The sequence below is a fragment of the Methanomassiliicoccales archaeon genome (assembly GCA_026394395.1).
Taxonomy (GTDB): domain Archaea; phylum Thermoplasmatota; class Thermoplasmata; order Methanomassiliicoccales; family UBA472; genus UBA472.
On record JAPKYK010000005.1, the window covers coordinates 71,389 to 96,065 of the forward strand.

At 59.5% G+C, this 24,677-nt stretch carries 25 protein-coding genes and 1 tRNA gene; 14 read left to right on the plus strand and 12 right to left on the minus strand.

All coding sequences use genetic code 11. From position 1 onward, the window contains the following. Nucleotides 1–22: 22 nt before the first annotated feature. The 4 genes from NT131_07395 (at nucleotide 23) to NT131_07410 (ending at nucleotide 2,216) form a co-directional block, all read left to right on the plus strand. Complete coding sequence (locus tag NT131_07395; GenBank protein MCX6651461.1) at nucleotides 23–808, plus strand: uroporphyrinogen-III synthase; 786 nt, start codon at nucleotides 23–25, stop codon at nucleotides 806–808. Between the two features lie 72 nt (nucleotides 809–880). After that, nucleotides 881–1,456 carry a flavodoxin family protein gene (locus NT131_07400; protein MCX6651462.1) on the plus strand — a complete coding sequence of 192 codons (576 nt, stop codon included), beginning with the start codon at nucleotides 881–883 and terminating at the stop codon, nucleotides 1,454–1,456. Then, nucleotides 1,453–1,971: a cob(I)yrinic acid a,c-diamide adenosyltransferase gene (gene cobO, locus NT131_07405; GenBank protein MCX6651463.1), complete on the plus strand. Its 519-nt coding sequence runs from the start codon at nucleotides 1,453–1,455 to the stop codon at nucleotides 1,969–1,971. The genes NT131_07400 and cobO overlap by 4 nt, the downstream gene beginning before the upstream one ends. 86 nt (nucleotides 1,972–2,057) lie before the next feature. Continuing rightward, entirely contained in the window at nucleotides 2,058–2,216 is a 159-nt protein-coding gene (locus NT131_07410) for a hypothetical protein (protein ID MCX6651464.1), read from the plus strand. A 2-nt stretch (nucleotides 2,217–2,218) separates the two neighbouring features. On the opposite strand, the gene NT131_07415 is transcribed toward NT131_07410, so the two are convergent. Together NT131_07415 and NT131_07420 are read right to left on the minus strand one after the other, a co-directional pair. After that, entirely contained in the window at nucleotides 2,219–2,485 is a 267-nt protein-coding gene (locus NT131_07415; GenBank protein MCX6651465.1) for a hypothetical protein, read from the minus strand. Nucleotides 2,486–2,533: 48 nt separating this feature from the next. Beyond that, nucleotides 2,534–2,737 carry a hypothetical protein gene (locus NT131_07420; GenBank protein ID MCX6651466.1) on the minus strand — a complete coding sequence of 68 codons (204 nt, stop codon included), beginning with the start codon at nucleotides 2,735–2,737 and terminating at the stop codon, nucleotides 2,534–2,536. Between the two features lie 98 nt (nucleotides 2,738–2,835). Here NT131_07420 and NT131_07425 point away from each other — a divergent pair, with 98 nt between their 5' ends. Further along, complete coding sequence (locus tag NT131_07425; GenBank protein ID MCX6651467.1) at nucleotides 2,836–4,695, plus strand: GNAT family N-acetyltransferase; 1,860 nt, start codon at nucleotides 2,836–2,838, stop codon at nucleotides 4,693–4,695. Here the strand turns inward: NT131_07425 and NT131_07430 are convergent. Next, the gene (locus NT131_07430) at nucleotides 4,687–5,406 is read right to left on the minus strand and encodes a HesA/MoeB/ThiF family protein (protein MCX6651468.1); all 720 of its coding nucleotides are present in this window, start codon (nucleotides 5,404–5,406) and stop codon (nucleotides 4,687–4,689) included. The genes NT131_07425 and NT131_07430 overlap by 9 nt on opposite strands. A 121-nt stretch (nucleotides 5,407–5,527) precedes the next feature. Between NT131_07430 and NT131_07435 the strand changes: the two genes are divergently transcribed. The 3 genes from NT131_07435 to NT131_07445 are packed head-to-tail and all read left to right on the plus strand — an operon-like array spanning nucleotide 5,528 to nucleotide 9,084. Next, nucleotides 5,528–6,448: an ABC transporter ATP-binding protein gene (locus NT131_07435; GenBank protein ID MCX6651469.1), complete on the plus strand. Its 921-nt coding sequence runs from the start codon at nucleotides 5,528–5,530 to the stop codon at nucleotides 6,446–6,448. Next, the gene (locus tag NT131_07440) at nucleotides 6,445–7,536 is read left to right on the plus strand and encodes an ABC transporter permease (protein MCX6651470.1); all 1,092 of its coding nucleotides are present in this window, start codon (nucleotides 6,445–6,447) and stop codon (nucleotides 7,534–7,536) included. The genes NT131_07435 and NT131_07440 overlap by 4 nt, the downstream gene beginning before the upstream one ends. Nucleotides 7,537–7,590: 54 nt before the next feature. Then, nucleotides 7,591–9,084, plus strand: coding sequence for a flippase (locus NT131_07445; protein ID MCX6651471.1), 1,494 nt, complete (start codon nucleotides 7,591–7,593; stop codon nucleotides 9,082–9,084). A 64-nt stretch (nucleotides 9,085–9,148) separates the two neighbouring features. Here NT131_07445 and acs read toward each other — a convergent pair whose 3' ends face one another. The 3 genes from acs to NT131_07460 form a co-directional block, all read right to left on the minus strand. After that, on the minus strand, nucleotides 9,149–11,131 hold the full coding sequence (gene acs, locus NT131_07450) for an acetate--CoA ligase (GenBank protein MCX6651472.1): 1,983 nt from the start codon (nucleotides 11,129–11,131) through the stop codon (nucleotides 9,149–9,151). A 244-nt stretch (nucleotides 11,132–11,375) separates the two neighbouring features. After that, the gene (locus NT131_07455; protein MCX6651473.1) at nucleotides 11,376–11,732 is read right to left on the minus strand and encodes a helix-turn-helix domain-containing protein; all 357 of its coding nucleotides are present in this window, start codon (nucleotides 11,730–11,732) and stop codon (nucleotides 11,376–11,378) included. A gap of 405 nt (nucleotides 11,733–12,137) precedes the next feature. Next, nucleotides 12,138–13,013: a DMT family transporter gene (locus NT131_07460; GenBank protein MCX6651474.1), complete on the minus strand. Its 876-nt coding sequence runs from the start codon at nucleotides 13,011–13,013 to the stop codon at nucleotides 12,138–12,140. A 203-nt stretch (nucleotides 13,014–13,216) separates the two neighbouring features. Here NT131_07460 and NT131_07465 point away from each other — a divergent pair, with 203 nt between their 5' ends. Next, nucleotides 13,217–14,041 (plus strand): universal stress protein, encoded by an 825-nt coding sequence (locus NT131_07465; protein ID MCX6651475.1) that lies wholly within the window; start codon nucleotides 13,217–13,219, stop codon nucleotides 14,039–14,041. On the opposite strand, the gene galU is transcribed toward NT131_07465, so the two are convergent. Both galU and NT131_07475 read right to left on the minus strand, forming a co-directional pair. Then, on the minus strand, nucleotides 14,042–14,911 hold the full coding sequence (gene galU, locus NT131_07470) for a UTP--glucose-1-phosphate uridylyltransferase GalU (GenBank protein ID MCX6651476.1): 870 nt from the start codon (nucleotides 14,909–14,911) through the stop codon (nucleotides 14,042–14,044). Between the two features lie 2 nt (nucleotides 14,912–14,913). Continuing rightward, nucleotides 14,914–16,176, minus strand: a complete 1,263-nt coding sequence (locus NT131_07475; GenBank protein MCX6651477.1) for a UDP-glucose/GDP-mannose dehydrogenase family protein — start codon at nucleotides 16,174–16,176, stop codon at nucleotides 14,914–14,916. A 163-nt stretch (nucleotides 16,177–16,339) separates the two neighbouring features. On the opposite strand from NT131_07475, the gene NT131_07480 reads away from it, so the two are divergent. After that, nucleotides 16,340–17,512: a glycosyltransferase family 4 protein gene (locus NT131_07480; protein ID MCX6651478.1), complete on the plus strand. Its 1,173-nt coding sequence runs from the start codon at nucleotides 16,340–16,342 to the stop codon at nucleotides 17,510–17,512. On the opposite strand, the gene NT131_07485 is transcribed toward NT131_07480, so the two are convergent. Next, nucleotides 17,491–18,576, minus strand: a complete 1,086-nt coding sequence (locus tag NT131_07485) for a hypothetical protein (GenBank protein MCX6651479.1) — start codon at nucleotides 18,574–18,576, stop codon at nucleotides 17,491–17,493. The two genes, NT131_07480 and NT131_07485, sit on opposite strands and share 22 nt — an antisense overlap. Next, on the minus strand, nucleotides 18,564–19,382 hold the full coding sequence (locus NT131_07490) for a hypothetical protein (protein ID MCX6651480.1): 819 nt from the start codon (nucleotides 19,380–19,382) through the stop codon (nucleotides 18,564–18,566). Before NT131_07490 ends, NT131_07485 begins: the two co-directional genes overlap by 13 nt. Before the next feature lie 100 nt (nucleotides 19,383–19,482). Between NT131_07490 and NT131_07495 the strand changes: the two genes are divergently transcribed. From NT131_07495 to NT131_07505, 3 genes are all read left to right on the plus strand, one after another. Beyond that, entirely contained in the window at nucleotides 19,483–19,977 is a 495-nt protein-coding gene (locus NT131_07495) for an RNA-binding protein (protein ID MCX6651481.1), read from the plus strand. A gap of 80 nt (nucleotides 19,978–20,057) precedes the next feature. Continuing rightward, a complete protein-coding gene (gene sepF / locus NT131_07500; GenBank protein MCX6651482.1) occupies nucleotides 20,058–20,435 on the plus strand; it encodes a cell division protein SepF in 378 nt (125 codons plus the stop codon). 47 nt (nucleotides 20,436–20,482) lie between these two features. Further along, nucleotides 20,483–21,802 carry an HD domain-containing protein gene (locus NT131_07505; GenBank protein ID MCX6651483.1) on the plus strand — a complete coding sequence of 440 codons (1,320 nt, stop codon included), beginning with the start codon at nucleotides 20,483–20,485 and terminating at the stop codon, nucleotides 21,800–21,802. On the opposite strand, the gene NT131_07510 is transcribed toward NT131_07505, so the two are convergent. Beyond that, nucleotides 21,799–23,253: an RtcB family protein gene (locus NT131_07510; protein ID MCX6651484.1), complete on the minus strand. Its 1,455-nt coding sequence runs from the start codon at nucleotides 23,251–23,253 to the stop codon at nucleotides 21,799–21,801. The genes NT131_07505 and NT131_07510 overlap by 4 nt on opposite strands. Nucleotides 23,254–23,380: 127 nt before the next feature. On the opposite strand from NT131_07510, the gene NT131_07515 reads away from it, so the two are divergent. Further along, nucleotides 23,381–24,577, plus strand: a complete 1,197-nt coding sequence (locus NT131_07515) for a DUF835 domain-containing protein (protein ID MCX6651485.1) — start codon at nucleotides 23,381–23,383, stop codon at nucleotides 24,575–24,577. Here NT131_07515 and NT131_07520 read toward each other — a convergent pair. Continuing rightward, nucleotides 24,559–24,632, minus strand: a tRNA-His gene (locus NT131_07520). The two genes, NT131_07515 and NT131_07520, sit on opposite strands and share 19 nt — an antisense overlap. Nucleotides 24,633–24,677 lie beyond the last annotated feature (45 nt).

Sequence of the window (24,677 nt, forward strand, 5' to 3'; positions counted from 1 at the left end):
CCAAGTTACGCATTGCCGCGCCATGAGGAAGCTTGCGGCGATCATCGGCCCACCGGAGGTCTGGGCGCCCCTGTGCCGGGAGCACTGCCGACTGGCGGAGTTCGTCTGCGTGTCGCCGCTGCGCGCCGCCCCCAAGGACGACGTTGATTTCTCATTGTTCATGGTGGACCTGTTCTCCGGCCGGTACGACGTGCTGGTGACCACATGCCAGACCGCGGTCGAGGCCATGGTGGGCATGGCCCGCGGCCGCAAGATGCTGGACCGGTTCAGGGAGGCGGTGAACCGCAGCGAGCTCATAACCATCGGCGAGAAGACCACCTTATGCGCCACGCACCACGGCCTCAAGGTCTCCTCCGAGGCTCCAGAGGCCACCACCGAGGCCCTGATCGAGCACGTGAACGTAAAGGCGCGCCGGGTGACGCTGGCGTTGTTGCGTTCGGACCATGGCTCGCCGCAGATGATCAAAGGGCTCGAGGCGGCCGGCTGGAAGGTGGAGGAGGTGCAGGTCTACTCCCTGATCCTGGACGAGTCGGAGGAGATGCAGGCGCTCCTGGACCGGCTGGAGGATGGGGAGGTGGACGTGATAGTGTTCCCCACGCCCGCTCACGTAGAAGCCTTCCTCCTGCAGCTTCACGAACGCTGCGGACCCGATGACGTGGCCAAGCTGTTGGAAGGGATGACCGTGGCCGCCATGGGAAGAGAGACCAAGAAGAAGCTGGAGGAGCACGGGATCCTCGTTAAGATAGTCCCGGAGAAGTCCAGCTCCGCCGCTCTGCTCCGATCGGTGGTCATGGAGCTGGAAGGATGAGCGAACGCCTCCAACGTTCCATCCGCAGACAAGGTTTAGATGGAGGACGGGCATAAAGGGAGGAGGCGCAAAATGAAGGTCATCGCGTTCAACGGCAGTCCCCGGGTCAACGGCAACACCCACCAGGCATTGGAACTGGTGCTGGCGGAACTGCGCAAGGAAGGCCTAGAGACCGAGCTCGTGGACATCTGCCGAGAAGAGCTCAAGCCCTGCCGGGCCTGCGGGACCTGCGGTCGTAACAAGAACGAAAGGTGCGTGATGGAGGACGACCGCCTCAACGAATATATCCAGAAGATCAAGGCGGCGGACGGTGTGCTCATCGGCTCCCCGGTCTACTTCGGCAGCATGACCTCACAGACCAAGGCCTTGGTGGAGCGCCTCGGCTACGTAGCTAGGGCCAACGGCGATATGTTCCGGAGGAAGGTCGGGGCGGCCATCGCCATCAACCGCCGCGCCGGAGCCTTGGACACCTTCGACCAGATCAACAAGCTATTCCTCATCAGCCAGATGATCGTCCCGGGCAGCAGCTACTGGAACGTAGGCGTGGCTCTCAAGCCCGGGGATATCGTTCAGGACGAGGAAGGCGTGCGCACGCTCCAGGTCCTGGGGCAGAACATGGCCTGGTTGCTGAAGAAGCTGGGAAAATGAGCTCGAACGGCCTGGTGCACGTCTACACCGGCGATGGCAAGGGCAAGACCACCGCCGCCCTCGGTCTTTGCCTCCGGGCCATCGGCCATGGGCGCACCGCCCTGGTGGTGCAGTTCATGAAGACCGCAGGCACGTACGGCGAGAACTTCCTCAGCCTGCCTGGACTGACCGTAATCCCTTCAGGCCGGGATTGCCTGGTCTTTTCCAAGGAGGTCACCCAGGAGGACCGTGACAAGGCGGTGGAAGGCCTGTCGCTCGCCCGAGCGGCGATGGTCGACGGCCGTCATGACGTGGTCGTGCTGGATGAGGTGAACGTGGCCATCAAGTTCGGTCTGCTGGACGCTGACGCCGTAGCGGAGGCGGTGCGGGCCCGCGCTTCTAATGTGGAGGTTGTGCTCACCGGCCGCTGCGCCCCGGCGGAACTTCTGGACCTGGCCGATTACGTCACGGAGATGAGGTCCCTCAGGCATCCCTACGAGAGAGGGGTGCTGTCCAGGAAGGGAGTGGACCGTTGATGCGCAGACATGCCGCCCGACCCAATGCCTGCCGGGGGGCGAGGACAATTCTTATTTAGTTCCTGCACCAAGAAAATAACGAGATCATGGTCGAGGTCGATCAAGGGAAGCACAAGGGCAAGTGCACCGTCTGCGATTCTTACGGGCTCAAAGGCACTTGGACCTGCGAGTGCGATGCCGTCAACATCTCACGCGACGCGAAATGCTGGAAATGCGGGAGGCTGCGCCTCCCGGAAAAGGATTAGGATCAGAACTTCTCGGCCAGCTCCTTCATGTCCAGGCGCAGTTGTATCACGTCGCCTACCACTCCGATGAGGTCGGTGGACACCTTGATGATGACCGGCTTGAAGAGCTTCTTCTTGATGCCCAGCTCCTTGGCCTGCTCCTTGGGAACGTCTACCAAGATGTTGACCACGGTCCACTTGACCGTGTCGACGGTGCTGCCTGCCAAAAAGCCAAGCTCGCGTCCTTCCTTGCTGATGATCCTCTTCCTATCCTCGCTGGACAGTTCCATTTTGCATAACCCCGAACAGCATGGTCCAGGGCGGAGATAAGCGTTTGCTCATTTGATGAGGATCATGAGCAGGGCGACGATCAGGAAGGCCAGCCCGGCCAGGGGCCAAGAACCGGTGAGCAGCAGAACGATGACCGCCACGATGGTGGCCGGTAGGAACATTATCAGGCTCCCGACCACCAGTATGATGATGAATATGCCTATCCCCAGAAAGAGGAGGAACAGCAGCAGAGCGATAAGACCCAATACCATCGGAATGTAAGTGAGCGCACTGCGCTAAGTCCTTTTCTGTCGTACCCCTGGAACGACGCAGAAGGATTTAATGGCGTGATTGTGAATTAGCTCCTTCGATGGACAAGGCCACGGAGAAGCTGTACCGTTCCAAGCTCCTCAGCGCCGAGGAGGCGGTGCTGAAGATCGGCCCCGGAAGGACGGTGTTCCTGGGGACGGCCTGCGGGGAACCGCAAGCCTTAGTGAAAGCGCTCATGGAGAAGTCCTACGCCATGATCGACAGCGAGATCATCCAGACGCTCTCCTTGGGGCTGACGCTCTACACCGAGGAGAAGTTCATGGACCAGTTCCGCCTCAACGCCTTCTTCATCGGCCCCAATGTGCGCAACGCGGTCAACGAGGGGAAGGCGGACTACACGCCGGTGAACCTGTCGGACATCGAAATGTTGTTCGCCAGCGGCCTCAAGCCGGTGGACGTGGCACTCATCCAAGTGGCTCCCCCGGACCAGGACGGCTACTGTAACCTGGGCGTGTCCGTGGACATCACCAAGTCCGCGGCCATGCACGCCGACGTGGTGATAGCGGAGGTCAACCCGCACATGCCCCACCTGGGCGGGGATAGCCGCATACATCTAAAGGAGATAGACTACCTGGTGGAGAACGATGGCCCGCTGATGGAGTTCATCGGGGAGACCGAGGTCTCCAGGGTAGCTCCCCGCATAGGCATGAACGTGGCCGAGCTGATCCCGGACGGAGCGACCATCCAGGTGGGCTACGGCACCATCCCTGACGCCATATTGGCGTATCTAAGGAACAAGAAGGACCTGGGGGTCCACACCGAGATGTTCTCGGACGGCATCATCGACCTGGTGCAGAAGGGCGTCATCACCGGCAAGAAGAAGACGCTGCACCCCGGGAAGGTGGTGGCCTCGTTCTGCATGGGCACCAAGCGCCTCTACGACTTCATCGACGGCAACGAGATGTTCGAGATGTACCCGTCGTCGTACACCAACGATCCCTGCATCATCTCCCGCAATGACGACATGATGGCCATCAACTCCGCGCTGGAGATCGACCTCACCGGACAGGTGTGCACCGACCAGATCGGCCACCTCTTCTTCTCCGGCATCGGCGGGCAGGCCGACTTCATGCGCGGCGCCGCCCGTTCCAAGGGAGGCAAGGCCATCATCGCCCTGCCGTCCACCGCGCAGCACCACACCATATCGCGCATCGTCCCCACGCTCACCACCGGGGGCGGGGTCACCACCACCAGGGGCGACGTGCAGTTCGTGGTCACCGAGTACGGGGTGGCCGACCTGCGGGGCAAGAGCATAATGGACCGGGCCTTGGCCCTCATCGGCATCTCCCACCCCCGCTTCCGCGGTGAGCTGCTCATGCACGCCAAATCGCTCCATTACGTCTACCAGGACCAGCTGGACGCCGGCTACGTGGGCGTATATCCGGAGCAGTACGAGCAGGTCAAGCTAGTGGCCGACAACGAGCTGTACATACGGCCGGCCAAGCCTACCGACGAGGGCATGCTCAAGGACATGTTCTACTCATTGACCCAGGCCTCGGTGTATAACCGGTTCATGGGGCTGAAGCGCAGCATGCCCCACCGCGAGCTACAGCGCATCGTCAACATCGATTACGACACGCGCATGACCGTGTGCAGCTTCGACAACGACGAGGGAGTGTGGTCCATGGTGGCCTTCGCCATGTACGACCTGGACAAGAAGAGCAACACTGCCGAGATATCCTTCGCCGTGAGGGACAGCTGGCAGAACCGGCGCATCGGCACGCTGCTCATGAGCATAATGATCGACATCGCCCGCGAGCGCAAGATTAAGGCCTTCACCGCCGAACTGTTGTCGGAGAACATGCGCATGCTAGACCTCTTCTACCGCACCGGGCTCAAGGTGGAGACCAGGCTGGTCGAGGACACTTATCTGGTCACGATCGACCTATGGTCAAAGTGAGCCGCAGTCCGGGCAGCTGGGGTCCCTGACGAACTGCACCTCGCTGACCTGGTTGCCCTGCAGGTCGAAGAATAGCCCCCGTCCGTCCGGAGGGTCGCCCATTCCAACGATCAGCTTGATGACCTCCATGGCCTGCAGGGAACCTATCACCCCGGCGGCCGCCCCCAGCACCGGGACCGGTTTGTACCTCGGGGTCAGCTTGGGGAAGGCGCAGCGCAGGCAGGGACCTCCCGGCACGATGGTGAGCACATGCCCTCCGGCGCCCTCCACCGCCCCGTGCACCAAGGGGACCCGGCGGAACAGGCAATGCTTGTTGAGCACGTAGCGGGCCTTGGAGTTGTCCAGGCAGTCCACGACCACGTCGGCGTTCTCCAGGACGTAAACGTTGTCCTCCTCCAGCCTCAGGGGCAACGCCTCTATCATAACCTCTGAGTTCAGGGCCTTCAGCTTCATCCGCGCCGACTCCACCTTGTAGCGGGAAAGTCCGGCGTCCTCCTCGTAGTGCAATATCTGGCGGTTGAGGTTGGACCCCTCGACCTTCTGGTCGTCGATGAGGATGAGCTTTCCCACCCCCGCCGCCGCTAAATATTGACATACTGGGGACCCCAGTCCGCCGATGCCCACCACGGCCACGGACGAGCCGGCCAAGGCGTCCTGGGCCTTCTGTCCGAAACCCTCCATGGAAATCTGACGCGCGTAGCGGTCCCTCATGAGATCGCCAGTCAATGACATTGAACGCATATAACAGGTTTCCCCGGGCATCGTCGCTCCGCGAACCCATTCTCGTGAAATGTATAATAGAAGGCTGACGATTAATGTCCGGGGGAAGACCATGGCGGAAACGGTCATCGAGGTCAATCAGCTAGTGAAGAAGTACGGGGATCTCACGGCGGTCAATGGGATCGACCTGGAGGTGAAGGCCGGCGAGGTCTACTCCATCCTGGGCCCCAACGGCGCTGGGAAGACCACCTCGGTGGAGATCATGGAGTGCCTGAGGATCAAGACCTCGGGCCAGGTGCGCATCCTCGGGCACGACATCGACAAGCAACAGAAAGAGATACGCAAATGCATCGGGGTGCTGCCGCAGTCCTTCAACGCCTTCGACTACCTCACGGTCAAAGAGAACATCGATTACTTCGGCGACCTATTCGACAAGCGGCTAGACGCGGAGGGGCTCATCGAGGCCGTACAATTGCAGGACAAGCGGGACGTCTGGTTCCTCAACCTGTCCGGCGGTCTGAAACAGAGGGTGGGGGTGGCCATATCCATGGTCAACGACCCCGAGCTGATATTCCTGGACGAACCCACCACCGGCCTGGACCCTAAGGCCCGTAGGGAGGTGTGGGAAGTGATCCGTAAGCTCAAGTCTCAGAACAAGACGGTCATCCTCACCACCCACTACATGGAGGAGGCCGAGGTGCTCTCGGACCGAGTGGCCATCATGAACGACGGCAACTTCATAGCCATGGGCACGCCGCGGCAGATAATCGACCAGTACGGCGCGGGGAGCACCTGCGTGGTCAGATCGGCCAACGAGGCCGCCAAGGAGGCTGTGAAGGTGGCGGGCATGGCCTCGGAGGCCAAGAACGGTGACCTGTGGGTCAAGCTGGACAACAAGGGCAGCCTGGCCAAGCTAGTAGGTCTGCTCTCCTCCGCCGAGGTCACCTACGACGAGATACTGATCAAGGGGAGCACTCTCGAGGACGTCTTCCTCAAGCTCACCGGACGCAAGCTGGTGGAGGTGGAGCAATGAAGTTCAAGCACGTCCTGGTGGACCTCAGGGCCCAGTCCAAGGCCTTCTTCCGTATCAAGAGCAACATGTTCTGGGTGTTCGCCTTTCCCCTCCTTCTTATCATAATCTTCGGGGCGATATTTTCCAACCTGGGGTCGGAGCCAGTGAGGCTATACGTGCAGAACCTGGACGAAGGGCCAGGTTCGGCCATGCTCCTGGACGGCCTGAACCATACCGGGATGGTGGAGCTGAAGTTCATCGATCCCTCGGCGGACCTGGAGCAGTACATCAAAGACAATTCCCTGGCTTTTGTCATGGTGATACCGGCCAATTACTCCGCCAATCTCAGCACCAACACTACGGCCACGGTGGAGCTGCGGATGGACGAAACGGTTTCCACCTCTGGTACGGTGTTCAACACCGTCACCGCGGTGGTCGATGCCACCAACATACAGATGTCCGGAGGGCACGAGTACATCACCGTCGAGGTGAAGAACATCGTCCAGAAGAGGTTCACCTACCTGGACTTCTTCGTTCCTGGCGTAATAGGTCTGACGGTCATGACCACCTGCATCTTCAGCATGCAGGGCACCATCTCCCGCTTCCGCGCCGCGGGCATATTCCGCAAGCTGGCGACGACCCCGATGACGCCGTTCGAATGGCTGCTCTCGCGTATGATCTGGTACCTGTTCATCTCCTTCCTCACCTTGGCGGTCATCATGGTCTTCGGCATCCTGCTGTTCGGGATGAGCATGACCCTGAACCTCGCCGCCCTACTGCTGGTCGTGGCCGGCAGCGCCATGTTCTCGGCCCTGGGCATGATCATCGCCCGCTTCGTCAAGAACGAGGAGACGGCCAGCGTCGCCGCTAACGCCATCACCTTCCCCATGATGTTCCTGTCCGGCACCTTCTTCCAGATGGAGATGATGCCCGACTATATGCAGACCATCGCCTCGGTGCTCCCCCTCACCTACCTGAGCCAAGGTCTCCGGGACGCCATGGCCTACGACAATCTGAACGGGGCCTACTGGAACCTGCTGGTGGTCGGAGTGATCGCCATCGTGTTCGTGGTAGTGGCAGTGCTGATAACCAAATGGGAGGAGGACTGAAGGCTGGCATCAGCACAGGATTAAATATCCCAGTACGTCTTTCCAGTCGATCACGTGCTAGGAAGAAGGTCCTTCATACTGTTCATTTCGAAGATGCTCACCGCAGCCCTGGCCTACGTTGGGCTATACTTCATGACCAGGTACCTGGGGACCGAGGTCTATGGTACAGTGATCTGGACCATGGCCTTCGTGGCCACGTTCAATGCCGTGGCCGATCTGGGGTTCGGCAGCGCCCATATCAAGCGTATGTCCGAGGGGAACGACCCCGACGAATGCATCAGCACCTACGCGGTCATCAAATTGGTCTTGACCGGTATCATGGTGCTGCTCACTCTATCCTCGGTGTTCGTATGGACCTCGTTAATGGGGAGAACGCTGGAGGATACCAGCATCGATCTCATCCTGCTCTTCATCCTTTACCAGGTCCTCTACGACCTATCATCCATAGCCACCAACACGTTCCAGGCCAAGATGGAGATGGCCAAGATGCCCCTGGTGACCTTGATCGACCCTCTGGTCAGGGTGCCTCTGGTCATCTTCGTGTCCCTCAACTACATGGGGGTTATGGAGCTCGCCTACACCTATGTCATCGCCGCCCTGGCCGTGGTCCTGATGGCCATTTATTTGCTTTTCCGTGACAAAGTGAAATGGAAACGGCCGGTGCTTCTCCGATCCTACTACAAATTCGCCCTTCCCCTTTTGGTCGTAACGATAATCAGCGCAGGAAGCGCCAATCTGGACAAGTTGCTGATCGGCTTTTTCTGGACATCCACCGATGTAGGGCTTTACTCTGCACCAGCGGTATTCCTGGGGGTGTTCGCTACCATCAGTACAGCGGTATCCACGCTCACCTTCCCCTCCTTCTCCAAGCTTCATTCAGAAGGAAACCTAGCGGAGATAAGGTCGATGTCCAAGCAGGCGGAGCGGTACATCATGATGATCGGGCTGCCCATAACAATTCTCATTATAATGTTCCCCGCCGAGGTCTGCCTGGTCCTGCTCGGTCCCCTTTTTAAAGATTCTGGTAAGGTCATCGGAATTTTGGCGGTGAGCAACCTGCTGATAATGGTCAACGCAGTGCATAGTTCTCAAATCGTGGCCGTGGGCCGCCCCGACATTTCCGCTCGTATAAGTATATTCACCGTCGTTATGAACGTAAGTCTATTATTGTTGTTCATACCCGGCGGCTTTGGTTTAGGCCTGAACTATGTAGGGGCGGCACTGGCCCTCATGATGGGGAACATTGCGAGTTTCATCATCATTCGCTACGTGGTCTGGAGGCTGACCGGTACTTCCACGAACGTCCGCCTATCATTGCAGCTCTTGGCCGGAGCTGCCACGGGGGCGCTTTTGTACGCCATGGGGATGTTCATGAGCATAAGCAGTTGGTACATATTGGTGATATTCGGCCTAGCCGCTTTCGGGATCTATCTGGTAGTGCTCGCCGTCCTGAAGGAATTCACGCGGGAAGACGTTAATTACTTCTTGGAACTGATCAATCTGAAGAAAATGTTCTCTTACATAAGTGAGGAGCTGAGAGGCAAATAAGATGAGCATATTGATAAAATGAAAAAAGGGAAAGGACGGCCGCACGGCCGTTTTTTAATAGCCCTTACTTCTTAGAAAGGTCCCGGCTGCCCTGGATGAGGATTTCGAGTATGCTCGGGTCCGCCAGGGTCGATGTGTCCCCCAATCCCTCGGCGCTGCCGGTGGCCACCTTGCGTAGGATGCGACGCATGATCTTGCCACTGCGGGTCTTGGGCATCCCGGGGCAGAACTGTATGACCTCCGGGGTGGCGATGGGACCGACCTCGCGGCGCACGTGCGCTATCAGCTCCTTGCGCAGCTGGTCGTTCTCCTCCACCCCGTTCTTCAGGGTTACGAAGGCGTATATGGCTTCCCCTTTGATGCTGTGCGGCACGGGCACGATGGCCGCCTCGGCCACGGAGTGGTGCGAGACCAGCGCCGATTCGACCTCCGCCGCCCCGATGCGGTGGCCGGAGACCTTGATGACATCGTCCACCCGGCCCATGATCCAGTAATAGCCCTCCTCGTCCTTTCGCGCCGAGTCCCCAGTGAAGTACTTGCCCGGGAACCGGGTCCAGTAGATCTCCTTGAAGCGGTCGTGCTGGCCCCAGACGGTGCGCATGATGGAAGGCCAAGGTTTGTTTATGGTAAGGTACCCGCCCTCGTTCACCCCGGCCTGGGTGCCATCGTCCTTAACCACTTCCGGCACCACTCCGAAGAAGGGCAGGGTGGCCGAACCGGGCTTGGTGGTTATGGCCCCCGGCAGCGGGGTGATCAGTATGGAGCCGGTCTCGGTCTGCCACCAGGTGTCCATGATGGGGCACTTCTCGTTCCCCACGTACTTGTAGTACCACATCCAGGCCTCCGGGTTGATCGGCTCTCCTACGGAACCGAGGACGCGCAGGGAGGACAGGTCCCTTCCCTGCGGCCACTTCTCGCCCTCCCTCATCAGGGAGCGGATGGCCGTGGGGGCGGTGTAGAATATGTTCACCTTGAACTTCTCCACGATGTTCCAGAAGCGGTCCGCATGCGGATAGGTCGGGATGCCCTCGAACATGAGCGTCGTCGCTCCAGCGCATAACGGCCCATCGACGATGTAGCTGTGCCCGGTGATCCAACCGATGTCCGCGGTGCACCAGTAGGTATCGTCCTCATGGTAGTCGAAGATGTACTTGAAGGAGACCGAGGTCCCCAGCAGGTATCCGGCGGTGGTGTGGACGACACCTTTCGGCTTTCCGGTGGAGCCGGAAGTGTAAAGGATGAACAGCGGGTCCTCGGCGTCGCACCAGACGGGTTCGCAGATGCGGTCGGCCTTGGCCATCTCCTCGTGCCACCATACGTCCCGGCCGGGCTCCATGGGGCACTCCGTGCCGGCGCGCTTGACCACGATGACCTTCTCGATGGACGTCCCCTTCTCCAAAGTTATGTCCACGTTGGTCTTCAGGGGCACGAACTTGCTGCCGCGGTGGTTGCCGTCGGCGGTGATCAGTATCTTGGAATCGCAGTCGGCGATGCGGTCCTTGAGCGATTCGGAGCTGAAACCTCCGAAGACGATGCTATGGACCGCCCCTATCCTGGTGCAGGCCAGCATGGCTATGGCCAGCTCAGGGATCATGGGCATGTACATGGACACGCGGTCCCCCTTCTGGACCCCGTGGGACTTCAGCACGTTGGCGAAGCGGCAGACCTCGGTGTGCAGCTGCTGGTAGGTGTACGTCTTGACGTCATCCTCGCCCTCGCCCTGCCAGATGATGGCCGCCTTGTTCTTGCGACCGTTCTCCAGGTGGCGGTCCAGGCAGTTATAGGAAACGTTCAGCTTTCCGCCCTCGAACCACTTGATCACGGTGTTGTCCACATCCCAGCTGTGCACCCGGTTCCACTTGGAGAACCAATGAAGTTCCTCGGTGGCCATCTTGGCCCAGAACTTCTCGGGGTCCTCGACGGACTCCTTATACATCTTCTGGTATTGTTCAAGGCTCTTTATATGGGCCTTCTCGCTGAACTCCTTGGCCGGTGGGAACCGTCGCACCTCATCCATTACGCTCTCGATGGTCTTTCCGTCACTCATCTTCCGCTTCCTCCTCTGGGCGGACGTCCGCCGGAACTAGGCCTATCGCCGGGTCCATGTCCGTGGCATGGGTAATAAGGATTACGGAAAACGAATAGCATGAGCGGAATTAATTATATTTTTCTGACAGGTCTTACTGGTATTGTCGATGTTCCTGCAGCATTCGATTCCGATGCGGCAAATAGAATTCTCTACAGGAATCAAAAATGAAAAAAAGCTAAGAAAAAAAGTACGGCCGACACGCTCAGGCGTGGCCTTCCTTCATGATGATACCGGGCTCCATGTTCAGGCAGTCATCGGTGCTACTGCCGTCCTCCATCTCGATGCGGGCGCGGATGCGGTTCTTCTCGAAGGTTATGTTGGCGTTGCGGACCATGGACTTGTACATGCTCATGCGCTTTCCGGACTGGGTCAGGCGCCTTTCGCAACAGCAGATCAGCCCGGCATCCTCCAGCACCCGGATCTTCCGGTAACAGGCGGCGATAGGGATGCCCAGGGCGTCGCTCAGTTCGAAAGCGCTCTTGGAGCGGCCCATAGTGGCCATCAAGATCTTGGCGGTGTATTCCTCGGTGAGCAATCGTGACGTCTGCAGTACTTGCATTGTACACACCTGTGCACAACAGCGATGACCGGGATATATAATCGAAATCTTTTGAGAATCACTTTTGATTTTTGATAATATGATGCGTTCAGTATTACATTTTGAACTGATACTTACCCGGTCGTTTATCTTAAGGGGTAATCAAATCTTTCCGGTCTCTGAAGGATAGCACAATTGCATGCATCGTGTTATTAAGAGGATACCTTCTGTTAATTTATTCTACGCGCAAGATAAGATTAAATATGCATCTATCCAATGAGTGGTCGTGGGTTGGACTCATAGGAGGTCAACTATGTCCTGCGGCAAGTGCGGAAAGGGTGAGAAGAAGAAGGATGACAAGAAGAAGAAGTAAGCTTCCTCTTGTCCTTTCAATTCAAACCTTTTTCTTATTCTAATCTTGAAATATCATTCGCTCCGGGCAAGGAGCAAGATGGCGGTGAATATCATCAGCGCCCCGGCGATGACATAACCGTCCATGTTCTCACCGAGCACAAGCCAGCTCAGGAACACGGCGAAGGCCGATTCCACCATGAGCACCGTGGCCGAGGTCACCACGCTGATATGCCTCAAAGCCCCGGTCCAGAGGATCGTCGGTATGGTGGTGCACACCGCCCCGATGAAGAGAACGGCCGGGATGGCCGAACGGTCGAGCCCGCCCTCCAGCGGGACCAGCACCGACAGTAAAAAAAGCGTCAATGGTAAAAGCAGATGCATGCCGAGGGCCCACTGGTCTGAACGGAGCTTTCTCAGGGCGAACCGAGAAAACACGACCGTGACCCCGATGCCCGCGGCCGCCAGCAGCATCAACAGGTTGCCGACCATTTGGGACCCATGGAAGACCGATAGGTTCCAGCGGGTGGTCAAGGTGACCAGGCCCAGCAGGGCGATGGCGACACCCAGCAGCCTGCGGTGGCTCATCCTTTCCCGGAACGCTATCCAGCTGAAGAAGGCCACGAAGATGACGTTGCTGCCAATTATCAGCCCAGCCGCCGAGGCGGCGGTCATGGTCAACCCTACATATGAAAGTCCGACCACCCAAGTGTTGATTAGCGACCCCGCCCAGAATTCCCAGTGCCGGAACATGTCCTTGGTGAACGTCCCCCTCCACAGCATGATGGCGATGACCAGTGCCGAGCCCACCGCCGCCGTGGCTGCCCCGAGCAGGAAAGGATTGGTCTCGCCCACGGCCAACTTGACCGCCACGTAGGACGTGCCAAGCATAAAGCTGGACAGCAAGGTGCTGAGAACGGCGGCGGTCTTCGGCGAGGTGTTGGCGCTCATGATGTATCCCAGTGATAGAACCGACAGCCATTGGTGAACGGTTCATCGAACATCAACCTTATGGAGGAGGCGGCGAAAATGGGGATCGTCGTTCAGGAGGGCTACCGTCCAACGGTACGTGCGTAATCGATCTCTCATGCGGTTCCCCGGGGCTGCGGTGAAAATCATTATGTGCTCAATAAATGTTAAACCATTACGTTCAGATGTTCCGAAAATTGTTGATCCCGGTCGACCTCTCGCCCCAATCGCTGATGATGGTGTACACCGCCCTCCGCATGAAGGAGTATGGCGTCTTGGACCTGGTGGTATATTCCGCCGTGCCGGACAGCCCACCCGACGACACGATACTTGAGGACGTAGGAAAGAAGCTGGACAAGGTCGGGATGAAGCACGAGCTGGTGGTCCAGACCAGCACCAACCCTGCTAAGTCCATTCTTAAGGTATCGGGGTCCAGAGGGATCGCCATGATCGCCATGGCCGCCTCCGGCAAGGGCCGGATGAAGGAGTTCTTCGTCGGCAGCACCTCCCTGGAGGTCATCAGGGGATCGAAGGTTCCCGTGCTGCTGGACAAGTTCTCGTTCTCCGCGGACAACGACCCTGAAGGTTACTGCAGGAACTGCCCCAAGCTACTGGAGCGAGTGCTCGTATCGTTGGACCTATCCAAAGTTTCCAATCACATTCAACCCTATGTTCAGAGCATCATCGACGCCGGCGCCAAGAACATCACCCTGTTCCACGTGGTCCAGGCCCACAAGTACAAGATGAGCGACGACGACCGCTTCAAGGAGGTCAAGGTGAAGTTGGAGGAATACCGGGACCGGCTGGAGGTCAAGAACTGCAAGGTGGACGTACACATCCATTTCGGGACGACCACCTACAACATACTGGAGGTGTCCAGGGAGATGGACGCCACCCTAATCGTGCTGGGGACCACCGGGAGGGGCTATCTGAGGGGGGCAACGCTCGGATCGACCTCCGAAGAGGTCATCAAAGGCTCCACCCGTCCCATGCTGCTCATACCGAGCTGATCAGAACAGCTTCTCGCGCTGGTTCAGATCCTTTAGGTAGGCGCGCAGCTCTTTCCCGTACACTGGGTGCTTGAGAGATAGCTCGAACTGGGACTTTATCCATCCGGGAATGTCGCCGATATCGTAGCGCTTGCCCTCGAACTCCCAGGCCATCATCCCCTCCTTCTCCCGCAGCAGCTTCAGGGCGTCGGTGAGCTGAAGTTCGCCGTTGTAGCCCGGTTTGATGTTCTCAATGCACTCGAAGATGGCCGGGGTGAGCACGTAGGTGCCGGCGATGCACAGGTCGGAGGGGGCCTCCTCCGGCCGGGGCTTCTCCACCAGGTCGTTGATGACATAGAGCCGGTCCTCGACCTTGGTGGCGTCCAGGACCCCGTAGTCCTTCACCTTGTCCCCTGGCACGCGCTCCGCGGCGATGACCGATTTGCCGGTACGGGCGTGGATGTCCATCAGCTGCTTGACCACCGGTACGTCCGCCACGTGAATGGTGTCGCCGAGCATGACCGCGAAGGGCTCGTCCCCCACGTGATGCCTGGCCTGGTAGACCGCGTCCGCCAACCCCTTGGGCTCCTTCTGACGGATGTAGTGCAGGTTGGCCATATTGCACAGGTCCCTGATCTTCTTCAAGTGCTCTTGCTTGTGACTGTTCTGGAGTATGGCCTCCAGCTCGAAGGAACGGTCGAAATGGTCCTCGATGGTGCGCTTGTGCCTTCCGGTGACGATGATGATGTCCTCGATACCGGCGGCCACGGCCTCCTCCACCACGTATTGGATGACGGGCTTGTCGATGACCGGCAGCATCTCCTTTGGCTGCTCCTTGGTGAGGGGGAGAAAGCGCACTCCCCATCCAGCCGCTGGGATGACCGCTTTCATACCTACCAGCATATTCCTTCGTAGTTAATAGTCTTGGTGACTCCACGCCCGTCCACGACCGGCATGGGGCCATAGAGCGAGGGGTCGGCGAACTCCTTCCATTCGGTCAGGATGAGCGCGGCGTCCGCCCCCTGGAGGCACTCCTTGACCGATTGACAGTAGGTTATGTAGGGGAAGGTCCGCCGGAAGTTCTCCATGGCCTGGGGGTCGTAAGCCCTAACTTTAGCTCCCTTGCGCAGGAGCTCGGCCACCACCGTTAGCGAGCTGGCCTCCCGGATGTCGTCGGTCCCGGGCTTGAAGGCCAATCCCAGCACCGCCACCGTGCTGCCTTCTATGCGGATGCGGCCGTTCAGCAGCTCCACCATGTGCAGGGGCTGTCTCCCGTTGACCGAGAGGATGGCGTCCAGCAGGTCCGTCCTGACGCCCTTCTCCCGGGCCTTGGCCCGGATGGACTTCACGTCCTTGGGGAAGCAGGAGCCGCCGAAACCGCAGCCGGCCCGCAGGAACAAGGGACCGATGCGCGGGTCCATACCAACTCCCTTGGCCACCTCGCGGAAGTCCAGGCCCAAGGCCTTGGAAATGTTCCCCAGTTCGTTGACCAGGGAGATGCGCGCGGCCAAGAAGGCGTTGGAGGCCATCTTGGTCATCTCCGCGGTAGAGAGGTCGGTGCGCAATATCGGCGCGTCCACGCCGCGATAAAGGGAGGCGACCTCCTGGAACGTCCGATCGTCCGAGGCCCCGATCACCACGCGGTCCGGCCTAAGGAAGTCGGCCACCGCCACGCCCTCCTTGAGGAACTCCGGGTTCATGGCCACTCCGAGGTCGTCGCCCAGAACCTTTCCGGAACGTTCGACCAGGATGGGCGCCACCAGGTCCCGGGTGGTGTTGGGCAGCACGGTGCTCTTCACCACGACCACATGTCTTCCCTTCTTCTGCGCCAGCATCATGCCGAGGTCTTCCGCCGCTCGCAGGACGTACTGCAGGTCTATGGAGCCATCGTCCCGGGATGGCGTGCCCACGCAAACAAAGGTCATATCTGTGCTCAGGACGGCCGAAAGGTCCATGGTCGCCCGGAAGGTGCCGGAGGCCAAATGCTTCTTCAACAGCTCTTCCAACCCATCCTCGTATATGGGAGGCACGCCGGCATTGATGTTCTCCACCTTCTCCCTGACCGTGTCCAGGCACACGACATCATGTCCCAGCTCAGCAAAGCATGCTCCAGACACCAGTCCAACGTAACCCGTGCCGATGATCGAGACTTTCATCGAAGCGACCCAGGCCGTAAAAGGGTCACGGATTATTTAAGGTCCGCCCAGTCAGCGCCCCCATCGACGAGAGGAGAAGGCAAAACATTACTAAATGGCTTGATGATAGCATCCTCTGCAAGGTGATCTGCTGGAAGGCTCGCCGCGATCGTACAAGGTACTGGTGATAACCCCCGACTATCCGCCCCGATACACTGGCGGATGTGCGTTCAGCTGTCAGCTTCTTGTGGAAGGGCTGAGGGCCAGGGGCGTGCATACCGATGTCTGGGCCTTCAACGGTGATGAGGCCCCGCCCCAGGAGAACGGCATGGGCCAGACCGTATATTATCCCGGTTCCCGCACCCTGTTCGGCCTGAACCGCCTGGCCTATCGCGAGCTGAAGAGACTCCACCCTGATTGCGACATCATCCACGTCTACAACACCCAGCAGCTTCCGGCGGCAGTACGCTACGCCCGAGGCCGGGAGATCAAGGTGGCGGCCACCCTTAACAACCTGGCCGCGGTGTGCACCAATCCCAGCGAATACGTGGAAGGCGAATGCGCCGGTTGCCGGTCGATCGATTCATTGACCTGCTCCATGAAACGGCTAGGTTCCTGGAAGATGAGGGCCTTCATGCCGGTCCACTGGCTGGAGTTCATCATCCTGCATCGCCGTTCGCGCCACGCCTCCGGTTACATTGCGCTGTCCGAGGCCACGCGAAGATGCTATCTGGACGCGGGCTACGATCCGGAACGGATAACGCTCATTCCCAACATGGTCGACCCAGGGATGACCGCCAGTACCGAACCGCCCTCCCGAGACGGTCGCAACAAAATCATCCTGTACGCGGGAAGGCTGGAGGCGGAGAAAGGCCTGCAGGTGCTCATCAAGGCCTTCGCCACTCTCTCCGAGGGCAGCATCCTCTACATCGTGGGGAAGGGGGACTTCGGTCCGCAGCTAAAGAAGCTGGCCGACGACCTGGGGCTGGAAGGCAAGGTCATATTCACCGGGTTCATGGAAAAGGAGGAGATCGGTCGATATTACGACATGGCCGACGTCTTCGTGCATCCAGCTCTATGGCCGGAGCCCTTCCCCCGCACTATCCTGGAAGCGCTGGCCCACCGCCTGCCGCTGATAGTGTCCGACAGCGGTTCCTCGGCCAGTATTCTCGGCCCGGCCGGCCTGTCCTTTGCCAGCGGTGACGACAGGGACCTGAGCCTCAAGCTGCAGACCCTGCTCGACGACGAAGGTCTGCGCCAGAGGACCGTGGAGGCCGGGGCGGAGGTGCTGCAGCGCTACCACCCGGACACGGTCATGGCCCAGATAATCGATTTCTACGGCGAACTGTTCTCCTGAGGCGGGGCGGTCGTTTCCTTCTCGACCTTCTTGTCCTTCTTCTTACGCTCACGCAGGTCCTTCTGGAACCCGCCCTCCTTCCATTCCCGACGGTAGACCAACAGCTCCAGGGCGTAATACACCAGCCATAGGGCCGATCCGCAGAGTATCAGCAGCAATATGCCAGTATAATCCACGCTGATAGAGATGTCCTCGATGGTATCGAGGGCCATCTTCCCTTCCATTCCCAGCGTCCATATCCAGTATAGGCTGATCAGCACCATGATCAGGGCCGGGATGAGGCGGGAGAACGATCCCCGGGGATAGAATCCCTTGAAGAAGGCCAGGCAGGTCATGGGCAGTCCCAGGACCAGCATGTATCCGAACAGGTCGTCCAGCCTCGTCAGCAGCTCACCGACCTCCTGGGCGTTGAGGGTGGAGAGGCCCGCCTTGAGGATGATGATGAGGGCGAGGGGCAGGACCACGAATCCGATCAGGGTGCTCCTGGCCAGTTTGAGGCCTTGATACAGGCTCCCGTAACGCAGACGGAAATCGTGGTTCCAACGGTGCTCATTGGGGTCCTCGGACGCGTGAACGACGGCCTGCCCGCCACCTTGGAGGAAGGCCGGCCGATGATCGACGAACTCCCCCAGCTGCATGACCACCTTGAAGGCCGCGCCCACGAGGTACAGGACGAAAAGTATCTCCAGATCCAGCTCGAACACCTCGTCGGAGAGGACCTTCTGCACCCTCCCTCCCAGCAGGAGGCTGAAGGCGAAGACGATGGCCAGTACGGCCACAACGAGAGCGAAGGTCAAGCGGGAGTAGCTGCCCTTGGGATAGGCTCCCCGGAAGAATCCTAAGGCGGTCAGGACGATGCCGAACACCAGGACCAGGATCTCCATGTCCTGTAGTAGGGGGCGGAAGGCCTCCGCACCCTCTTCGCGAGATGTGACGAAGATCCATATCAACACCACGGCCAGCGGCAGCACCAGGTACTTCAGCCCGTGCACCACCGCGGACACGGCCCCCTTGCCTGGTTTGGCGTACTTCCAGTCGAACTCGCCGAGGTTCAGTATCCCCACCCCCAGGTATCGTTGGCGCTATTGGAGCAGTCCAGGAAGGTGAGCGTCACCGAGGCGCTGACCTCCTCGGAATTGAGCATCAGGCGATCATAGGTCTCGAAGGGGATGGGAACGGACGGCTCCTCCCACATATACGGTCCGAGCTCGACGGTCTGGGTGACATTCCCCACGAAGCCCTGGGCGTCGCGGAACTGGGTGGTCACCACCACCATCTGACCTTGCACCATGTCCTGGGCGTTGAGGGTGTAGGGGATGACCATGAAGTACTCGCCTCCCTCCTCGCGCAGGTAAGCGGACTCCGACATGACATCAAGCCCACTGATGAGCGGCTCCCAATTCATCTCGTCGCCTCCCTTGAAACTAATAGAGACCAGGCCCAGGGTGTATTTGGCGTCCACGTCGATCAGGAACTTCGTGTTCGTGCCGTTGAAGATGAAGTCGGAACGCTCCTCCTGGTCCATGTCGCCGAGGTCCAGGGACATGATGATCGGCAGCTCCGTATCGCCTCCCGCGGGTATGTCCATCCGCTCGCTCTCGCTCTGCGAGAGGACGTTACCTTGCTTATCGAGGAAGGTAAAGCCCACGGTCAGGTCGTTGATCGCGAACACCCCATTATTGGACACCGTCAACGGTGAATTGAGCTCTAGCGTATCGCCATTGAGCTGCCAATCGGTCTCATTGTCCGTCCCGAAGTCCACATTTATCCCACCCATGATCAGGGGCAATATGCTGAGCGCGACAATGACCGCCACCAGCAGCTTGAACGAAAGTATCCCGATGCGAGTGGCCACCAATGGTAGCTTCATGCCCCATGATAATATTGCGGAATAATGAATTTACCTGATGGCCTGGCGGAGGCGGACGGAAGGGGCAAAGTTAATTGGCCACCCCATCGTTATCGAATGCGTGAGCGAGATAAGGGTTAGAAAGCGCAGGAGGCTGCGGGAGAAGGAGCTCAAGGCCCTTTCTGACGGGCTGACCTCCTCGGCGGGCGTCCAGGTGCTGTCGCCCAAGGACACCGTGGACGTGGCCGAGGGGCCGGAATGCGAGCTCATCTTCATCAACAACGTCATAGAAGGCATGATCGTCGAGGGACGACCGTTCCTTACCATCCGCGGACTTCTGCGGCTCAAGGCCACCCGGAGCTACGTGACCGTGGACATGGGCGCCGTACCGTACGTCACCAACGGCGCGGACATCATGGCTCCGGGCATAGTGGAAGTGGACCCAGAGGTGAAGGAGGGGGACCTGGTATGGATCAGGGACGTCACGCACAAGCGACCGCTGGCCGTGGGCAAGGCGCTGGTGAGCGCCGAGGTCATGGCCGCCAAGTCGCCGGGGAAGGCCATAAAGAACCTGCACTTCGTGGGAGACAAGATTTGGAAGTACGATGAAAGGTAAAAGCCCGGCCACGCACCCTCTGGGGTGCGATACATTAATATTAATAACACGCCATAACATGAACATTCGAGAGGGATGCAATGCCAATTCTCAAGAAACCGCTGGGTAAGGGGAAGGAAGAGATAAAGAGCGTGGAGACCGACCAGTACATCGATCTCGGAGCGCTGTACTTCCAGGAGGAGAGCAGCATCTCCGCTGGAGGCATCAAGATCGCCGAGATCCAACGCTACGAGGACGTGGGTCCCATCACCCAACCGGTGTACCAGGGTAACATCATGATGATAGATTATTCCCCAATAGCCAACGACCAGAACACCCTCAAGCGCATCACCAACGAGCTGAAGTCGGTGGCCCGCGACACCAACGGTGACGTGGCCGCCATTGGCAACAACTTCATCGTGGTGGCGCCCAACGGCATCCGGATAGACCGGAAGAAGATAAAGGGCGGCTACCAGTAAGCCTCTCTCCCCCGCGACCTCTGCGGGGGTCTTCATTTTTAACTTCCATGTACCTGCCTGAACAGAAGATCATCCATGACAGCGTGCATGGCAGCATCAAGGTCAAAGGAGTGATCCTTGAACTTCTGCACCGCCCAGAGCTGCAGAGGCTGCACGGGGTCAAGCAGCTGGGGATGGCCTACCTGGTCTTCCCCGGGGCCAACCACACGCGGTTCGAGCATTCCCTCGGCACCTACCATGTGGCCGACCTGATGTGCCAGGCGCTGGGCCTGGAGAGCCAGGACCGGGACCAGGCTATGGCCGCGGCGCTGCTCCACGACCTGGGGCACGCGCCCTTCTCCCATACCCTGGAAGAAGTGCTGGAGAACCGCTTCTCCCTGAACCACATGGAGATGGGCGCCTCCATCATCGACGGAGAGCGCGCCGTCTGCTCCCCGGCCGAGATGAAGCACCTGCAGAAGATGCCCACCATCTCCGAGACGCTGGAGAAGGCCGGGGTCTCCGCGGAGGCGGTCAAGGACATAATCGCCTTCCCCAGCGGACGACGCCCCGACGGGCAGAGCCTGCTGCTCGAGGACAGCCAGTCGCATTTCAATTCCCCCAAGTACCTTCACCAGATGATACACGGTCCGGTAGACGCGGACCAGATGGACTACCTGCTGCGGGACGCGCACTACACCGGAGTGGCCCACGGCACCATCGACATAGACCGCCTCATCCAGACCATCGAGCTGCATCACGGCGACATCGTGGTGCGCAAGGGCGGCATGGTCGCGGCGGAGGGGCTCATGGTGGCCCGGGCGCTGATGTACACCTCCGTCTACTTTCACAAGACCGTGCGCATAGCCGAGATGATGCTGTGCAAGGCGGTGGAGCTGGCCGATGACAGCATTGCCGACCAGCTGCAGATGGAGAACGACGCCTCCCTGACCGAGAGGTTGATGCGGCAGGGAGGCCAGCCGCAGAAGATAATGACCATGCTAAAGTACCGCCAGCTCTACAAGAAGGCCTATTCCGTCTACGTGCCGGACATGACCGACGAGGAGGCGGAGCGGCTGGTCCGGCTGACGGATTACCGCAAGCGGAAATCGGTGGAGGACATGATCGCCGACCGCGCCGCCGTCGACCCGTCCGAGATCATCCTAGACGTGCCGCACAATGAACTGATCACGGGCGAGGCCCGGCTGGGAAAGACGGAGGTGCCGATACTGAACGGGGATAAGATAAGGCCGCTTACGCGCCTGAGCCCTATCAGCAAGGCCCTGCAGTCCCGCGGGGTGCACGACTGGGCGGTAATGGTCTCCTGCCCCGAGCGTCACCTGGCCGAGGTGGAGAGGGCGGCGGCGCGCACCATCGGCGACCTCTAGCCCTTCATGACGCCCAGCGGAGCCAGCTTGGCCACCGGTCGCGACAGGCCGGCGCCCACGACCACCCTTATGACGTCATCGATGTCCTTGTAGGCCCCCGGGGCCTCCTCTTGGATGCCGTCCAGGGTACTGCCCTTGAGGTAGATGCCCTTGCCCTCCAGCTCCTGAGTGACGGATTGCACGGAAAAGTTGCGTATGGCCGACTCGCGCGACATCACCCGGCCGGCGCCGTGGCAGGTGGAGCCGAACGATTCCGCCATGGCCCCCTCCGTTCCCACCAGCACGTACGAGCCGGCGCCCATGTCCCCGGGTATCAGTACTGGCTGGCCCACCGAACGGTAGATCGAGGGCACCTCCGGGTGGTCCTTGGGGAATGCTCTGGTGGCGCCCTTGCGGTGCACGTAGACCTTACGTCTTTTGCCCTCGAAGGTGTGCTCCTCCACCTTGGCGATGTTGTGCGCCACATCGTAGACCAAGTTCATTCCCAGGTCCTCGGCGCTGCGGGCGAACACCTTCTCGAAGGATTGGCGGACCCAGTGCATGATCATCTGCCGGTTGGCCCAGGCGTAATTGGCCCCGCAGGCCATGGCGGCGTAGTAATCCTGTCCCTCCTTGGAGTTCACCGGGGCGCAGGCCAGCTGCCGGTCCGGTAAACGCAGTTCCCTCTCCTTCACCGATCTCTCCATGACCTGGAGGTAATCGGTGGCAATCTGGTGCCCGCAGCCGCGGGAGCCACAGTGGATGGAGACCGTGACCTGCCCCTCCTCCACCAGCCCGAAGGCCTTGGCCGCCACAGGGTCGAATATCTTCTCCACCCGGTCCACCTCCAGGAAGTGGTTGCCGGAGCCCAGCGAACCTACCTGGGGCACGCCGCGCTGCTTGGCCTTCACCGAGACCTTGGAAGGGTCGGCGTTCTTCATGCGCCCGTTCTCCTCCGTGCGTACCAGGTCATCCGTCCAACCGTACCCTTCGGCCACCGCCCACTCCGCCCCTTCCTCCAGGATGCGGTCTATCTTGCTGGCGGCCACGTTGACCACGCCCTTGGAACCTACTCCGGCCGGAACGTTATGGAACATGGTGTTGACCAGCTCCTTGATGTGCGGCTTGACGTCCTCCGTCCGCAGGTCGGTGGCTATCAGCCGGACGCCGCAGTTGATGTCGAAGCCAATGCCCCCTGGAGAGATGACTCCCTCCTCGGCGTCCATGGCCGCCACGCCGCCGATGGGGAAACCGTAGCCCCAATGGATGTCGGGCATGGCCATGGACCTGCCGACCAGCCCCGGAAGGCAGGCCACATTGGCCGCCTGCTCCGGCGAGTTGTCGGAGATTATGGTCCTGATCATCCGCTCGTCAGCGAAAATTATGGCGTCCCCCTTCATGCATTCTTTGTAGGTGCGGGGGATCTTCCAGCGGAAATCGTCTACCTTTTCCAGTGGTCCGTTCCAAGCCATGTTCTTCACTCCTGCCTTCGACCCATGCAGCTTCCTGGATTTATAGGAAACCCAAACGCGATTACCATTAATGATAATCATTTGAGCATCATTAATACACGTTGCGCGCATAGTTCGGGCAACCGCCATGCTCGAGCTTGGACCGTTGACGCCCGTGATACTTTTTCTCGCCATCTCCGAGATGGCCCTGGGCATCTACGTCTTCGTCAAAGGTCATTTCTCCAAGGTCAACCGTGTGTTCCTCTGGCTGACCATGCTGGCTGCCATCGGTAGCCTGCTGGACCTTATGGTGGCCAGCCTGACCTCGGAATACTTGGGGGGCTGGGCCCTCCGGCTGCTGGTCTTCCTGCTCATATGCGAGATGGGGGTGGCCTACCGCCTGAACTCCCTGGTGCCCCATGATACTGGAATGGTCATGTTAAGGCACAATTCCCTGGTCTATCAGTCCGCCGTCCTCATCGTGGCCGGGCTTGTCAGCCTGACCGTAGGCGACATCGTCAGGAACGAGTCCGGATGGGAACCAAAGAGCGATGTTCCGTTCGCTTTGCTTGTGATTGTCCTATCGATATACGTGGCGCTCATGGCCATCTCCCTCCATAAGAAACTACCAAACCTGGTCGGGGAGAAACGGAGGCAGGCCATCCTGTTCACCTTCGCCCTGTCCTTCCCTGCGGTGGTCGTGGTCCTCATAATCGCTTTGGGAAGATTAGGTGCGACCATCCCGCGCTTCTACGGGTTCGGAGAACTGATCTCCGAGGTGGTGGTGGCCTATGGCATCCTCCGCTACCATATCCTGATCCCGACCAGGGTCACCGAGCCGGCGTTCTCGCCCTTCCGCCACGTCCCCTCGCTCGACAAAGGCCGTTCCTACCTGTTCGAGTCCCCCAATCCGGAACGCATGTTCGATTCGGTGGTCTATGAGATGAGCGAAGGGATGTCTGCCCTCATCATCTGCCGTACCCATCCAGATCATCTTCGAGCGCAATACCGCCTGACGAAGACGCCGATCATATGGCTGGCGCAGAACCCGGGACCGGACAGGGTCGACCCGAGCAATCTCCAGCTGCTCTCGCACATGGCATTGGAATACATCAAGAAAGGACCATCGCTAGTGGCCATCGAGGGGCTGGAATATCTGATAGTGAACAACGAGCTGAACAAGGTGCTGATGTTCCTGGGCCAGCTGCGGGACAACATCATCGTGGAAGGGTGCATACTCTTGGTGACGGTGGACCCGCGTACTTTGACGGACCGGCAGCGGGCCATCCTAGAAAGGGAATTAGAGTCAGTAGTTGAAGAAGAAGGGGCCGAGACCGCGATTTGAACGCGGGTCTAGGGATCCACAGTCCCACAGGATAACCAGGCTACCCCATCCCGGCCATGATGGGAATTCTGCAACGCTTCCGGATTAATAAACATTCCCT